At 63.5% G+C, this 14,295-nt stretch carries 14 protein-coding genes and 1 pseudogene; 11 read left to right on the top strand and 4 right to left on the bottom strand.

The annotated features are described in order from the left end of the window. Positions 1-34: 34 nt before the first annotated feature. A complete protein-coding gene (locus APH25_RS07545) occupies positions 35-442 on the bottom strand; it encodes a PA2817 family protein (RefSeq protein WP_060481537.1) in 408 nt (135 codons plus the stop codon). Between the two features lie 79 nt (positions 443-521). Next, positions 522-2,969 (bottom strand): acyl-CoA dehydrogenase, encoded by a 2,448-nt coding sequence (locus tag APH25_RS07540; RefSeq protein WP_060481536.1) that lies wholly within the window; start codon positions 2,967-2,969, stop codon positions 522-524. 168 nt (positions 2,970-3,137) lie between these two features. On the opposite strand from APH25_RS07540, the gene APH25_RS07535 reads away from it, so the two are divergent. The 3 genes from APH25_RS07535 (at position 3,138) to APH25_RS07525 (ending at position 5,614) form a co-directional block, all read left to right on the top strand. Then, entirely contained in the window at positions 3,138-3,761 is a 624-nt protein-coding gene (locus tag APH25_RS07535) for a glutathione S-transferase (RefSeq protein ID WP_060481535.1), read from the top strand. Between the two features lie 144 nt (positions 3,762-3,905). Next, positions 3,906-4,838 carry an ABC transporter ATP-binding protein gene (locus APH25_RS07530; protein ID WP_060481534.1) on the top strand — a complete coding sequence of 311 codons (933 nt, stop codon included), beginning with the start codon at positions 3,906-3,908 and terminating at the stop codon, positions 4,836-4,838. After that, entirely contained in the window at positions 4,835-5,614 is a 780-nt protein-coding gene (locus tag APH25_RS07525; RefSeq protein ID WP_060481533.1) for an ABC transporter permease, read from the top strand. The genes APH25_RS07530 and APH25_RS07525 overlap by 4 nt, the downstream gene beginning before the upstream one ends. Here APH25_RS07525 and APH25_RS07520 read toward each other — a convergent pair. After that, the gene (locus APH25_RS07520) at positions 5,498-6,124 is read right to left on the bottom strand and encodes a DUF2062 domain-containing protein (RefSeq protein WP_156333143.1); all 627 of its coding nucleotides are present in this window, start codon (positions 6,122-6,124) and stop codon (positions 5,498-5,500) included. The two genes, APH25_RS07525 and APH25_RS07520, sit on opposite strands and share 117 nt — an antisense overlap. Before the next feature lie 142 nt (positions 6,125-6,266). Between APH25_RS07520 and APH25_RS07515 the strand changes: the two genes are divergently transcribed. From APH25_RS07515 to murB, 8 genes are all read left to right on the top strand, one after another. Continuing rightward, positions 6,267-8,477: a DNA internalization-related competence protein ComEC/Rec2 gene (locus APH25_RS07515; RefSeq protein ID WP_060481532.1), complete on the top strand. Its 2,211-nt coding sequence runs from the start codon at positions 6,267-6,269 to the stop codon at positions 8,475-8,477. 90 nt (positions 8,478-8,567) lie between these two features. Continuing rightward, positions 8,568-9,203, top strand: coding sequence for a MotA/TolQ/ExbB proton channel family protein (locus tag APH25_RS07510; RefSeq protein WP_060481604.1), 636 nt, complete (start codon positions 8,568-8,570; stop codon positions 9,201-9,203). Further along, positions 9,200-9,634, top strand: coding sequence for a biopolymer transporter ExbD (locus APH25_RS07505; protein ID WP_060481531.1), 435 nt, complete (start codon positions 9,200-9,202; stop codon positions 9,632-9,634). Before APH25_RS07510 ends, APH25_RS07505 begins: the two co-directional genes overlap by 4 nt. Then, positions 9,634-10,641, top strand: a complete 1,008-nt coding sequence (lpxK, locus tag APH25_RS07500; RefSeq protein WP_060481530.1) for a tetraacyldisaccharide 4'-kinase — start codon at positions 9,634-9,636, stop codon at positions 10,639-10,641. The genes APH25_RS07505 and lpxK overlap by 1 nt, the downstream gene beginning before the upstream one ends. A 42-nt stretch (positions 10,642-10,683) precedes the next feature. Further along, complete coding sequence (locus tag APH25_RS07495) at positions 10,684-10,869, top strand: Trm112 family protein (protein WP_028633616.1); 186 nt, start codon at positions 10,684-10,686, stop codon at positions 10,867-10,869. Then, complete coding sequence (gene kdsB, locus APH25_RS07490; protein ID WP_060481529.1) at positions 10,866-11,630, top strand: 3-deoxy-manno-octulosonate cytidylyltransferase; 765 nt, start codon at positions 10,866-10,868, stop codon at positions 11,628-11,630. The genes APH25_RS07495 and kdsB overlap by 4 nt, the downstream gene beginning before the upstream one ends. Continuing rightward, positions 11,630-12,094, top strand: coding sequence for a low molecular weight protein-tyrosine-phosphatase (locus APH25_RS07485; RefSeq protein WP_060481528.1), 465 nt, complete (start codon positions 11,630-11,632; stop codon positions 12,092-12,094). Before kdsB ends, APH25_RS07485 begins: the two co-directional genes overlap by 1 nt. Then, entirely contained in the window at positions 12,091-13,110 is a 1,020-nt protein-coding gene (murB, locus tag APH25_RS07480) for a UDP-N-acetylmuramate dehydrogenase (protein WP_060481527.1), read from the top strand. The genes APH25_RS07485 and murB overlap by 4 nt, the downstream gene beginning before the upstream one ends. 99 nt (positions 13,111-13,209) lie before the next feature. Here the strand turns inward: murB and APH25_RS25640 are convergent. Then, a pseudogene (locus tag APH25_RS25640) lies at positions 13,210-14,295 on the bottom strand (ribonuclease E); the annotation flags it as partial.

Genomic DNA, 14,295 nt, shown 5'->3' with positions numbered 1-14,295 from the left:
TGCCACATTGGACTATACCCCAGGCGAGCCCAGTCTAGTGTTGGCGCCCCGGTTGCCCGTTGAGCAGTTGTTTCTCCTGGTGCCAGTCGAACGGCTCATCGCTCTGTTCGGCTTCGTACCGGCGCTCTTCAAGGCGTTGATACAGTTCCAGTTCTTCATCAGGCATGAAATGCAGGCAGTCGCCGGCGAAGAACCATAGCAGGTCGCGTGGCACCAGATGGGCGATCTGTGGGTAGCGCTGGATTACCTGGCAGATGAGGTCCTGGCCCAGGTACTGGCTTTGCAGCGGGTCTTGCGGCAGCAGGGTCAGCAGTTCGTCAAAGCGTTCGAGGAACAGGGCGTGGCTTTCCTCCGGTACCTGCTCGGCCTCACCCAGCGCCACCAGGATGGTGCGCAGGTGGTTCAGCAGTTGCAGGTGGTATTCCAGGTGGGGGTTGGCCATGTGGAGGGTCCTTGAGGTGGTTGAAACGGGGGCGGAGTATACGCCGGTGGGCAGGGGGCCGCAAAACGGCCCCCTGCCCTCAGCGCACCATGCCTTGTTCGGGCAGTAATTGCGCCTTGTCGAATGCATCCACATCGATGACGGCCCTGCGTGCATTTTCAGCTGCATGTAGACGTTGTCCCTCTTCGACCTGCAGTGCACCACTCTGAACTGCCGCATCGATGGCCGACTGCCCAGGTGCTGGCTGTACCTTGCCCTCCTTGATCGCCTGATGCAGCACTTTGTGCAGTGGCGCAGCTTCGTCCAGCAGGTCGCAGGCCCGTTGTAATGCTGCCACCGGGTCACCCTCGGCTTGCGGCCGGAAGCAGCCGTCGAGCAACTCCTCCAGCGCCGGGTCGCCCTTGCTGCAGCCGATCAGCGCCGCCACTTCGGCATCCAGTTCATCGCTCGGCCCGGTATGACGACGCCCGAAGGGGAATACCAGCACGCGCAGCGCACAGCCGACAAAGCGGTTGGGGAAGTTGTCGAGCAGGCTGTCCAGCGCGTGCTCGGCCTTGCCCAGGCTTTCTTCCATGGCCCAGCGCAGCAGCGGCTGCAGGTACTCAGGCGAGCCTTGATCGTGGTAGCGCTTGAGTGCGGCGGAGGCGAGGTAGAGGTAGCTGAGCACATCGCCCAAACGTGCGCTGAGCCGTTCGCTGCGTTTCAGGGCGCCGCCCAGCAGCATCATCGACAGGTCGGCAAGCAGAGCAAAAGCCGCGGCCTGGCGGTTGAGGGCGCGGAAGTAGCCTTGGCTGAGGGCATCGCCGGGGACGCGCTCGAAGCGGCCCAGACCCAGGCCGAGTACCAGCGTGCTGGCGGCGTTGCCGACGGCGAAGCCGATGTGTTTTAGGAGCAGCGCATCGAACTCCTTGAGCGCCTGGTCGCGGTCTTCGCGGCCGGCCAAGGCCATTTCCTTGAGCACGAACGGATGACAGCGGATCGCACCCTGGCCAAAGATCATCAGGTTGCGCGAAAGGATGTTGGCGCCTTCGACGGTGATGAAGATCGGCGCGCCTTGCCAGTTGCGGCCCAGGTAGTTGTTCGGGCCCATGATGATGCCCTTGCCGCCGTGCACGTCCATGGCGTGCTGGATGCACTCGCGGCCGCGTTCGGTCAGGTGGTACTTGAGGATCGCCGACAGTACCGAGGGTTTCTCGCCGAGGTCGACAGCCTTGGCCGTCAGCAGGCGGGCGCTGTCCATCATCCAGGCGTTGCCGCCAATCCGCGCCAGCGATTCCTGAATGCCTTCGAATGCCGCCAGCGGTACGTTGAACTGCTCGCGCACGCGGGCGTACTGGCCGGTGACCAGGCTGGTGTACTTGGCTGCGCCGGTGCCGACGGCAGGCAGCGAAATCGAGCGGCCTACCGACAGGCAGTTCATCAACATCATCCAGCCTTTGCCGAGCATCTCCTGGCCACCGATCAGGCAGCTCAATGGGATGAACACATCCTTGCCGCTGTTGGGGCCGTTCATGAAGGCGGCGCCCAGCGGCAGGTGGCGTTTACCGATATCGACCCCTGGGGTGTCGGTGGGGATCAGGGCCAGGCTGATGCCCAGTTCTTCCTGTTCACCGAGCAAATGTTCCGGGTCGTAGGCCTTGAAGGCCAGGCCGAGCAGGGTGGCGACTGGGCCGAGGGTGATGTAGCGCTTCTCCCAGTTCAGCCGCAGGCCCAGCACTTCCTCGCCTTGCCATTGGCCTTTGCAGATGATGCCGGTGTCAGGCATGGCGCCGGCATCGGAGCCGGCCAGCGGGCCGGTGAGGGCGAAGCAGGGGATGTCATCGCCGCGAGCCAGGCGTGGCAAGTAGTGGTCACGTTGCTCATCGGTGCCGTAGTGCAGCAGCAGTTCTGCCGGGCCGAGCGAGTTGGGCACCATCACGGTCGAGGCGAGGTCACCGCTGCGGGTCGCCAGTTTCATCGCCACCTGGGAATGGGCGTAGGCGCTGAAGCCCTTGCCGCCATATTCCTTGGGGATGATCAGGGCGAAGAAACCGTGCTGTTTGATGTATGCCCAGGCTTCGGGGGGCAGGTCCAGGTCCTGGCCGATCTGCCAATCACTGACTATCGCACACAGCTCGTCGGTAGGGCCGTCGATGAACGCTTGCTCTTCTTCCGTGAGTTTCGGTGCGGGGTAGTCGAGCAGGGTGTGCCAGTCAGGGCGGCCGCTGAACAGCTGGCCATCCCACCAGACGGTGCCGGCCTCGATCGCCTCGCGCTCGGTCTGCGACATCGGCGGCAGAGTGCGCTGGAACCACTTGAACACCGGCCCGGTAAAGATCTTGCGGCGCCAATCGTGGAGCACCAGGAGGGCGGCCTTGGCCGCGAGCACCAGCCAGATGAGCGCCAGCAGCCAGCCGGGTGCCTTGCTGAAAATGCCCATCAGCAGGGTATAAGCGGCAGCGATGGCGATAATCTGCAACGGTGGCAGGCGCCGGTGGGTGAGGTACGCCGTGCCGATCACCAGGACCAGCAACCACAACAGCAACATAATCCTTCCTCCTTGGAAGTTGGGCTTGAGCCGATCCCAGCAGCATAGACGGCCTCGTCTGTTCAGTGACCGGTCGTGGCGCCAAGAGTTCGCCGGGTGTTGTCAGGGCATGTTTCCTGGGTGTCCGCTGGAGTAGACTCCAGGTTCTGCATTCATGAGGACGTCGTCATGCTGAAGATCTGGGGTCGCAAGAACTCGAGCAACGTGCGCAAGGTATTGTGGGCTGCCCAAGAACTCGGCCTGAATTTCGAAGCGATCGATGCCGGCGGCGCTTTTGGTCTGGTCAACGAGCCGCACTACCGTGCGCGCAACCCCAATGGCCTGGTGCCGATGGTCGAAGACGACGACCTGACCCTGTGGGAATCCAACACCATCGTGCGCTACCTCTGCGCGCAGTACGGCCGCGGGCAGGGCTGGTATCTGGATGATCCACGCCAGCGCGCCCTGGCGGACAAATGGATGGACTGGACTACGTCTTCCTTGGCCACGCCGTTCCGGCCGCTGTTCTGGGGCATCCTGCGCACGCCCGAGGAGCAACGCGACTGGGTGGCCATCAACGCCGCGCTGAAGGCCTGTGGCAACCTCCTGACGATCGCCGATGAGACCTTGGCCAGCCAACCGTACTTGTCCGGCGAGCAGATTGGCATGGGTGACATTCCCCTGGGCTGTTTCGCCTATGCCTGGTTCGAGATGCCCATCGAGCGCCCTGATTTGCCCCATCTGCAGGCCTGGTATGAGCGCCTCAAGGCGCGGCCGGCCTATCAAGCGGCGGTGATGACCGCGCTGACCTGATCGAACACCTGTGCGCTTTCGATAGTCACCATCAATGCAGATGACTGTACTTGTGTGGCCCTGGCTTGCACCATGGGCCGCACTCACTGCGCCAGTGACCTTATCTGGCGTGTCCTGAACCTCCTAGAATGGTACGTGACCGCTATGAGTTCTGCTCTGTCCATCCGACAGCTGACCAAAACCTACGGCAACGGCTTCCAGGCCCTCAAGGGTATTGATCTGGATGTCGCGGAAGGTGACTTCTTCGCCTTGCTCGGCCCCAACGGCGCCGGCAAATCCACCACCATCGGCATTCTCTCGACCCTGGTCAACAAGACCAGCGGCAGCGTCAATGTCTTTGGCCATGACCTCGACCGCGAGCCTGCCGCGCTGAAGCGTTGCCTGGGCGTGGTGCCGCAGGAATTCAACTTCAACCAGTTTGAAAAGACCTTCGACATCGTCGTCACCCAGGCCGGCTACTACGGCATCCCGCCCAAGCTGGCCAAGGAACGCGCCGAGCAGTACCTGACCCAGTTGGGCCTATGGGACAAGCGCGACGTGCCATCACGCTCATTGTCTGGCGGCATGAAGCGTCGGCTGATGATCGCCCGTGCACTGATTCACGAGCCTCGCCTGTTGATCCTCGACGAGCCAACCGCGGGCGTCGATATCGAGCTGCGTCGGTCGATGTGGAGCTTTCTCACCGAGCTCAACGAGAAAGGCATCACCATCATTCTGACCACGCATTATCTGGAAGAGGCCGAACAGCTGTGCCGCAACATCGGCATCATCGACCACGGCACCATTGTCGAAAACACCAGCATGCGCAAACTGCTTGGCACGCTGCATGTCGAGACCTTTGTGCTGGACTTGAAGCAGGACCTGACCACGGTGCCAACCCTGCACGGCTACCCGTGCCGGCTGATCACCCCGCATACGCTGGAAGTGCAGGTCGACAAGGATATCGGCATCACCGCCCTGTTCGGCCAGCTGGCCTTGCAGAACATCGAGGTGCAGAGCCTGCGCAACAAGACCAACCGGCTTGAGGAGTTGTTCGTGTCACTGGTAGAGAAAAACCTGTCGAAGGTGGCCGTATGAGTGTGGAACTGCGCACCAACTGGGTCGCCCTGAATACCATCGTCTACCGCGAAGTGCGTCGCTTCCTGCGGATCTGGCCGCAGACGCTGCTGCCGCCGGCCATCACCATGGTGTTGTACTTCGTCATCTTCGGTAACCTGATCGGTCGGCAGATTGGCGACATGGGTGGCTTCACCTACATGGAGTACATCGTGCCTGGGCTGATCATGATGTCGGTGATCACCAACTCTTATGGCAACGTGGTCTCGAGCTTCTTCGGCAGCAAGTTCCAACGCTCGATCGAGGAGCTGATGGTGTCGCCGGTGTCGCCCCACACCATTCTCATCGGCTATATGCTCGGCGGCGTGCTGCGTGGGTTGGCGGTAGGGGTGATCGTGACCATCCTGTCGATGTTCTTCACCCACCTGCAGGTGCATCACCTGGGCGTGACCGTGGCGGTAGTGCTATTGACTGCAACCATCTTCTCGCTGCTGGGCTTCGTCAACGCAGTGTTTGCGCGCAACTTCGATGATATTTCGATCATCCCGACCTTCGTGCTGACCCCGCTGACCTACCTGGGCGGGGTGTTCTACTCGATCAGCCTGCTGCCGCCATTCTGGCAGGTGGTGTCGCTGGCGAACCCGGTGCTGCACATGGTCAACTCGTTCCGCTACGGCATCCTAGGGGTTTCGGATATCAGTATCGGTACTGCGATCACTTTCATGCTGGTGGCCACGGCTGTGCTGTATGCCCTGTGCATTCGCCTGCTGGTCAGCGGCCGCGGCATGCGTGCATGACGTACGTTGCTTGCGGCGCCGCCACTGGCGGCCGACCCACCAGCGCCAGTAGCTCATGGTGATGAAGTAGGCGGCGATGCCCAGCACCACGCCGCACACCACTGAGCCGAGCAAAAATGGCTGCCACACGGTAGCCAGCTGGTCGGTGATCCACTCGAAAGTGAGGTCGTCGGGCAGGCTGCGTGGTGGCGTCTGCAACAGCCAGGCGCCGGTCATGTAGGTAACCAAGAACACCGGCGGCATGGTCAGCGGGTTGGTCAGCCAGACCAGGCTGACCGCGATCGGCAGGTTGCCCCGCAACGGGATAGCCAGGCTGGCGGCCAGCAGCATCTGCATCGGCATCGGGATCAATGCGGCAAACAGGCCCACCCCCATGGCCCGTGCAACTGAATGGCGGTTCAGGTGCCAGAGGTTGGGATCGTGCAGCAGCTTACCGAAAAAGCGTAAGGACTTGTGTTCCCGAATGCTGGTCGGATCCGGCATGTACCGTTTGAACAGGCGGCGCGGCATGGGGGCTCCCGGGGCAGTGACCGGGCAAGTATGCCTTGATTCCCGGAATGGCTTGTTCAGAGTTTGTGACAATTGTTGAGCAAGACTGCCCCTTAAATACGCTATTCCTCTGCAGGCTGTCTTGCTTGCGGAGCTCTACCTTATGCGCACAGGGATGTTGGCGCTTGCGCTCGGGCTGTTGTGCCTGGGCTTTCTACCCGTTCTGCCGACGGTTGGCTGGCTAGTCGTGATGCTGCTGGCTGCGCTTGGCTGCCTGGCTACGCGAGTCTGGCCGCTGGGCTGCTTGCTGCTGGGCTTTTGCTGGGCGTGCTGGTCGGCGCAGCAAGCGCTGGATGATCGTCTGGCGCATTCACTCGATGGCCGCACGCTATGGCTTGAGGGGCGCGTGGTCGGCCTGCCAGCGGTATCGGCCTACGGTGTGCGCTTCGAGCTGGATGAATCCGCTTCGCGCCGCGCCGAATTGCCCGGGCGCTTGCAACTGAGCTGGTTCGATGGCCCAGAGGTTCGTGCCGGAGAGCGCTGGCGCCTGGCCGTGACCCTGAAACGCCCGCGCGGCCTGCTCAATCCACATGGGCCGGACCGCGAGGCGACGCTGTTGGCCCGGCGCATCGGCGCCACTGGCACGGTCAAGGCGGGAGCGTTGCTGGAGCCGGTGGCCGGCGGCTGGCGCGACAATTTGCGCCAGCGCCTGCTGGCAGTGGATGCTTGGGGCCGCGAAGCGGCGTTGGCGGCGCTGGTACTGGGCGATGGCTCGGGGCTGGCCAGGCAAGACTGGCAAACGCTGCAGGCGACCGGCACGGTGCACTTGTTAGTCATCTCGGGCCAACACATCGGGTTGGTCGCAGGGTTGATCTACGGCCTGGTGGCGGGGCTGGCACGTTACGGAGGTTGGCCGCCGCGCTGGCCATGGCTGCCGTGGGCGTGCGGACTGGCCATGACGGCCGCGCTGGGCTATGGCTGGCTGGCCGGGTTTGGCGTGCCGGTGCAGCGGGCCTGTCTGATGCTGGCGGGGGTGCTGGTCTGGCGCCTGCGCTTTCGCCAAGTGAGCGCCTTTGTACCGCTGTTGATGGCGCTGTGCGGTGTGCTGCTGGTTGAGCCGTTGGCCAGTTTGCTGCCCGGATTCTGGTTGTCATTTGGCGCGGTGGCAGTGCTGATCTACTGCTTTGCCCAGCGCCTTGGCGGTTGGCGGCCTTGGCAAGCGTGGATGCGTGCGCAGTGGGTGATCGCCATCGGCTTGTTGCCGGCGATGCTGGCGCTGGGCCTACCGATCAGTCTGAGCGCGCCGTTGGCTAATCTGCTCGCGGTGCCCTGGATCAGCTTCGTGGTGCTGCCGTTGACGCTGCTGGGCACCTTGTTGCTGCCGCTGGCGGGGTTTGGCGACCTGCTGCTATGGCTGGCTGGCGCAGCGCTGGCTGGGTTGTTCGACGTGCTGACGGTGGTGGCTCAGTGGCGACCGGCATGGATTGCCCGGCAGTTGCCGCTACTGGCCTGGTTGCTGGTGCTCAGTGGCGCGTTGATCGTGTTGCTGCCCCGTGGCGTACCCATGCGTGGCCTCGGCGCGCTGATGCTGCTGGCGCTGTGGGTGCCTGGCAAGTCGTTGCCGCAGGGGCACGTCGAGGTGCTTCAGCTGGACGTTGGCCAAGGCCTGGCGATCCTTTTGCGCACGCGCAACCACAGCCTGCTCTACGATGCTGGCCCAGCGCGCGGCGAGAGCGATCTGGGCGAAAGTGTAGTGCTGCCTACTTTGCGTAAACTGGGCGTCGATCGACTGGATGTGCTGCTGATCAGCCATGCCCATGCCGACCATGCCGGCGGCGCAGCGGCCGTGCAGCGCGGCCTGTCGGTCGGGCGCGTTGTGGCCGGTGAGCCGGAGCAGGCCTTCCAGGCACAAAGCTGCGAGACGGGGCAGCGCTGGCAGTGGGACGGTGTCGACTTTTCACTCTGGCATTGGCCGCAGGCGCGCTCGAGCAATGACCGCTCCTGCGTATTGCTGGTCGAGGCGCAGGGCGAGCGTCTGCTGTTGGCCGGCGACATTGAAGCCAGCGCCGAACGCGCCTGGCTGGCGGCGCATGAAGGCAAACGCATCGACTGGCTGCAGTCACCGCACCACGGCAGTCGCAGCTCCTCCACCGAGGCGTTCATTGCTGCCACCAGGCCGCGCGGCGTCTTGATTTCCCGCGGTGCGCACAACGGTTTCGGCCATCCGCATGCGCAGGTGCTGGAACGCTACCAGCGCCATGGGCTGGCGATTCACGACACCGCCATAGAGGGCGCCTTGAGCTTGCGCCTGGGCGCTCGATCCCAGGTTGCCGGGCAGCGTGCCCAGCGCAGGTTCTGGCGTGACAAAGAATGACCCCGGTACGCGCATTGTTGCGACCTCCGGCAACTCAGCCGAGGGGGATCCTATGGTAGAGTGGCGGCCTTTTTCGAGGGGATGATTACTGTGTGGGAATTGGTAAAGTCCGGTGGTTGGATGATGCTGCCGATCATTCTGAGCTCCATCGTCGCCATGGCTATCGTCGTCGAACGCCTGTGGACCCTGCGTGCCAGTCGCGTAACCCCGCCGCACCTGCTGGGTCAGGTGTGGATGTGGATCAAGGACAAGCAGCTCACCAGTGACAAGCTCAAGAGCCTGCGCGCTGACTCGCCGCTGGGCGAGATCCTCGCTGCCGGCCTGGCCAATTCGCGCCATGGCCGCGAAATCATGAAAGAGTGCATTGAAGAAGCCGCCTCGCGGGTTATTCACGAGCTCGAACGCTATATCAGCACGCTCGGCACCATCGCGGCGATGGCACCGCTGCTGGGTCTGCTCGGTACTGTGCTGGGCATGATCGACATCTTCAGCGCGTTCATGGGGTCGCAGATGACCGCCAACGCTTCGGTGCTCGCCGGTGGCATCTCCAAAGCCCTGGTGACCACTGCTGCAGGCCTGATGGTCGGTATCCCGGCGGTGTTCTTCCACCGCTTCCTGCTGCGCCGCATCGACGAGTTGGTGGTCGGTATGGAGCAAGAGGCGATCAAGCTGGTCGAAGTTGTGCAAGGTGATCGCGAAGTGGAAGTGGCGGGAGTCAAGGCGTGAAGTTCCGGCGCAACCGTGCGCGGGAGAACGTCGACATCAACCTGGCTTCGTTGATCGACGTGGTGTTCGTGCTGCTGCTGTTCTTCGTCGTCACCACCACCTTCACCCGCGAAAACCAGCTGCGGGTCGAACTGCCGGAGGCCTCTACAGGCGCGCCGGCCGAGGCCGACGAGGGCAAGCGGGTGGATATCACCATCAGTGCCGACGGGGTGTACTCGGTGAACAACCACCTGCTGCCGAAAAGCGACCTTGCCACTCTGGTCGAAGCGCTGCAGCAGGAATCTGGCGGTGATACCAAGCTGCCGTTGTCGATCAGCGCAGATGGCAAGACCCCGCATCAGTCGGTGGTGACGGCCATGGACGCGGCGGGCAAGCTTGGTTTCAGCCAGCTGCGCATGACCACGGTCGAGGCCGCAGCGGGGACGCCCTGATGGCTTTCACCGAGCGCTTGCTCGCGGCCTGGTACAACGGCCACCCGGTGCTGGCCTTGTTGCGGCCGCTGGAGCTGTTGTACCGTCGCGTCGTGCTGCGCAAGCGTGCGCGCTTCATCAGTGGTGCAAGCGCCGCTTACCGCGCGCCGGTGCCGGTCATTGTGGTCGGCAACATTACCGTTGGCGGCACCGGCAAGACGCCGATGATCCTCTGGCTGATCGAACACTGCCGCAAGCGGGGCTTGCGCGTCGGTGTGGTCAGCCGCGGTTACGGTGCCAAGCCGCCTTCGCTGCCCTGGCGGGTGGCGGCGGAGCACAGCGCCGAGCAGGCCGGCGACGAGCCGTTGTTGATCGTTCAACGCACCGGTGTGCCGCTGATGATCGATCCTGACCGGTCGGCGGCCGTACGCGGGCTGCTTGCCAGCGAACCCCTCGACCTGATCCTCTGCGACGACGGCATGCAGCATTACCGCCTGGCGCGTGACCTTGAGCTGGTGCTGATCGATGCCGCACGGGGCTTGGGCAATCGCCGATGCCTGCCCGCAGGGCCACTGCGCGAGCCGGTCGAGCGCCTCGACGAGGTCGACGCGCTGCTCTACAACGGTGCCAGCAGCGACCGCGAAGACGGCTTCGCCTTTCAACTCAAGCCCTCGGCGCTGGTCAACCTGCGCAGTGAGGAACGCCGTGGGCTTGACCATTTCAGCCCTGGCCAGGCCGTGCATGCGGTGGCTGGCATCGGTAATCCACAACGTTTCTTCAACACCCTGCTGCAGCTAAACTGGCAGCCGGTGCCGCACCCGTTTGCCGACCATGCGCAGTTCAGCGCCGAAGCGCTGACGTTCAGCCCGACGCTGCCGCTGGTGATGACCGAAAAAGATGCGGTGAAATGCCGTGCCTTTGCCGCTGACGACTGGTGGTACCTGACAGTCGAGGCGCAACCGTCGCCGGCCTTCAGTACCTGGTTCGACGCCCAGCTTGAGCGTCTGCTGCCTGCGCAGCAGACCTGACCCTGTTCAATTTTCCGGCCGCTTGGCCCCAAGGACGCACTCATGGACACCAAACTGCTTGATATCCTGGCTTGCCCGATCACCAAAGGCCCGCTCAAGCTCAGCGCCGACAAGACCGAGCTGATCAGCAAAGGCGCAGGCCTGGCCTATCCGGTGCGCGATGGCATCCCGGTCATGCTGGAAAGCGAAGCACGCACCTTGACCGACGACGAGCGTCTGGACAAATGAGCCTGGACTTCACTGTGGTCATCCCCGCCCGGCTGCGCTCCACGCGCCTGCCGGGCAAGCCGCTGCTGTTGATCGCTGGCAAGCCGATGGTCCAGCACGTCTGGGAACAGGCGCGCAAAAGCAGCGCCAGCCGGGTGGTGATCGCCACCGATGACGCCAGCATCGTTGCCGCCTGTCAGGCATTTGGTGCCGAGGTATTGCTGACCCGCGCTGACCATGAGTCGGGCACTGATCGCCTGGCAGAAGTTGCCGCCCAGCTGGGTTTGGCCGGTGATGCCATCGTCGTCAACGTGCAGGGCGACGAGCCATTGATCCCGCCGGTTATCATCGACCAGGTCGCGGCCAACCTTGCTGCGCACCCGGAAGCCGGTATCGCCACCCTGGCTGAGCCGATCCATGAGCCGCAGACGGTGTTCAATCCCAATGCGGTCAAGGTAGTCAGCGATAAGAATGGCCTGGCCCTGAGCTTCAGCCGTGCACCGTTGCCGTGGGCTCGCGATGCGTTTGCCGTGAACCGCGAGCAGTTGCCGCCGGCAGTGCCTTATCGCCGCCATATCGGCATGTATGCCTACCGCGTCGGTTTTCTTCAGGACTTCGTCAGCTGGGGCCCGTGCTGGCTCGAGCAGACCGAAGCGCTGGAACAGCTGCGAGCGCTGTGGCATGGCGTGCGTATTCACGTTGAAGATGCGCTCGAGGCTCCCGCCGTGGGCGTTGATACCCCAGAAGACCTGGAGCGCGTTCGGCGCTTGTTGGAGGCCTGATGCGCGTCTTGTTTGTGTGCCTGGGCAATATTTGCCGCTCGCCCACCGCAGAAGGGGTGTTGCGCCATCAGTTGCAACGCGCCGGGCTGGCCGACCAGGTAGAAGTGGCATCGGCCGGTACGGGTGACTGGCACGTGGGCAAGGCGCCGGACGCGCGCACCTGCAAGGCAGCGCTGGCGCGCGGTTATGACCTGTCGGCGCAACGTGCCCAGCAGGTCAAGGCCGGCCATTTTGCCGAGTACGATCTGTTGCTGGCCATGGATGCCAGCAACCTCGCCGACCTCAAGGCCATACGCCCGCCGGCGTCCAAGGGCGAGCTGGATCTGTTCCTGCGTCGTTATGACGGCGCGTTGGATGAAGTCCCCGACCCGTATTACGGCGGCGCGGCCGGTTTCGAGCAGGTGTTGGACCTGATCGAGCTGGCGTGCGAGCAGTTGGTGAATGAAATCAGGGGGCGGCTATGACTGCCACCTGGCAACAGCAGGTATCGCTCAAGCCTTTCAACACCTTTGGTATTGACGTCAAGGCCCGCTATTTCGCCCAGGCGCACAGCGACGCCGAGGTACGGGCGGCATTGCTCGAAGCGGCCCGTCTTGAGCTCCCGGTGCTGGTCATCGGCGGTGGCAGCAACCTGCTGTTGACCAGTGACATCGACGCGCTTGTGCTGCATATGGCCAGCCGTGGCCGGCGGCTGCTGAGTGAGGAGGGCGATCGTGTGGTGGTCGAGGCCGAAGCCGGTGAACCCTGGCATGAGTTTGTGCAGTGGAGCCTGGCGCAGGGGTGCAGCGGGTTGGAAAACCTCAGCCTGATTCCCGGCACCGTCGGTGCCGCGCCGATGCAGAACGTCGGCGCGTATGGCGTCGAGATCAAAGACGTGTTTGCCGGCTTGACCGCACTCGACCGTGAAACAGGCGAGCTCAAGGATTTTTCCCTTGAGGAGTGCGGGTTTGGTTACCGCGACAGCGTGTTCAAGCGCAATCCCGGCCGCTGGTTGATCCTGCGCGTGCGCTTTGCCCTGAGTCGCAGCTTGCATGCGCACCTGGACTACGGCCCAGTGCGTCAGCGCCTGCGCGAGCAGGGGGTCGTCGAGCCGACCGCGCAGGCAATCAGCGATGCGATCTGCAGCATTCGTCGCGAGAAACTGCCTGACCCGCTCGAACTGGGTAATGCTGGCAGCTTCTTCAAGAATCCGCTGGTCAGCGCCGTGCTCGGCGAGCAGCTTCGCGCTCGCTATCCGGGTGTGGTGGCTTATCCCCAGGCCGATGGCCAGCTGAAGCTGGCGGCGGGATGGTTGATCGAGCAGGCAGGCTGGAAGGGCTATCGCGATGGCGATGCCGGCGTGCATCGGCTGCAGTCGTTGGTACTGGTCAATTATGGCCAGGCCTCGGGGGCGCAGTTGCATGCGCTGGCGCAGAAAATTCAGGCTGATATCTTCGCCAGGTTTGGCGTGGAGCTGGAGATGGAGCCGAATCTGTACTGAGTAGGTGGCACATGGATATGCCAGTGCAGCGCTGAATGCAACGCAAAAAAAAGCCCCGCCAGTTCGCACTGGCGGGGCTTTTTCATTCAGCCGTGGTTATCAACCGTGATGAGGCTTGTGCTCATCGGTCGACGCCTCGGCTTGAGCTGCGGCAGCAGCGGCCTCGGCTTCACGCTTGCGGCGACGCACTTCACGTGGGTCATTCGGTGCGCGGCCGTTGGTCAGCATCACGGGTGCCGGTTCAGCCGCTACAGGTGCTGCCTCGGCAACCTCTGGCTTGGTATCAACCGGTGCAGCCTGCTCGACCACCGGTGCTTCGACTGGCGCGGCCGCTGGGGCCTCGGCAACGTGCGATGGCTTCTCGGCTTCACCCGACTCGACTACGGCAGCTTCGACTACTGGAGCTTCAACCACAGGGGCTTTGGCGGCTGGTGCCTCGACCAGTGGCGCTTCAGCAACTGGCGCTGCAGTTTCCACTTCTGCTGCAGCAACCGGGGTTGCTTCAACGGCAGGTGCTTCGACTACGGGCTGCGGCGCAACCTCGACAACCGGCTCGATGCTCGGCTCGACCACTGCAACCGGCTCGCTGACAGGCTGCTCGACCACAGGGGCGATCGCAACGTCATCAGCTTGCGGTGCAGGCTCGGCTGGCAGGGCGATAACTTCACCGGTAGCCGCTTCAGGCGTTTGGGTAGAAGCGATTTCAGCCTGCTGATTGGCTTGTGCCTCGGCTGCAGCGCTGATGTTGCTAGTGGCAACAGCGGCGGTTACGGCCAGGCCAGCGGCGAGGTCGGCACCCAGATCAGTCGCCTGACGTGGTTGCTGCTCTTCACCGTTCTCGTTGCCTTCGCTGCTTTCTTCGTCGCCATCGATCAGATCGCCATTGGCATTGCGCTGACGTTCACGACGGTTGCTGCGACGACGCTGGCCGCGCGAGCGACGACGTGGGCGTTCGCCATCAGTGCCTTCCTGTTCGTCCTGCTGCAGTTCGTCGTTCGGCAGTTGCTCATCGGCGTTCTCTGCGGCCTGCTCGTCAGCCTGGGCGGCTGGGCGCAGTTGACGCTCTTCCTGCGGCACACGTTCTTCGCGAGGGGTGCGTTCTTCACGTGGAGCACGTTCTTCGCGAGGGGCGCGCTCTTCACGTGGAGCGCGTTCTTCGCGAGGGGCGCGTTCTTCACGTGGAGC

Source organism: Pseudomonas sp. NBRC 111119, from assembly GCF_001320125.1.
Taxonomy (GTDB): domain Bacteria; phylum Pseudomonadota; class Gammaproteobacteria; order Pseudomonadales; family Pseudomonadaceae; genus Aquipseudomonas; species Aquipseudomonas parafulva.
Note: the sequence above shows the minus strand (reverse complement) of the source record. Positions and strands in the feature narration are given on the sequence as shown.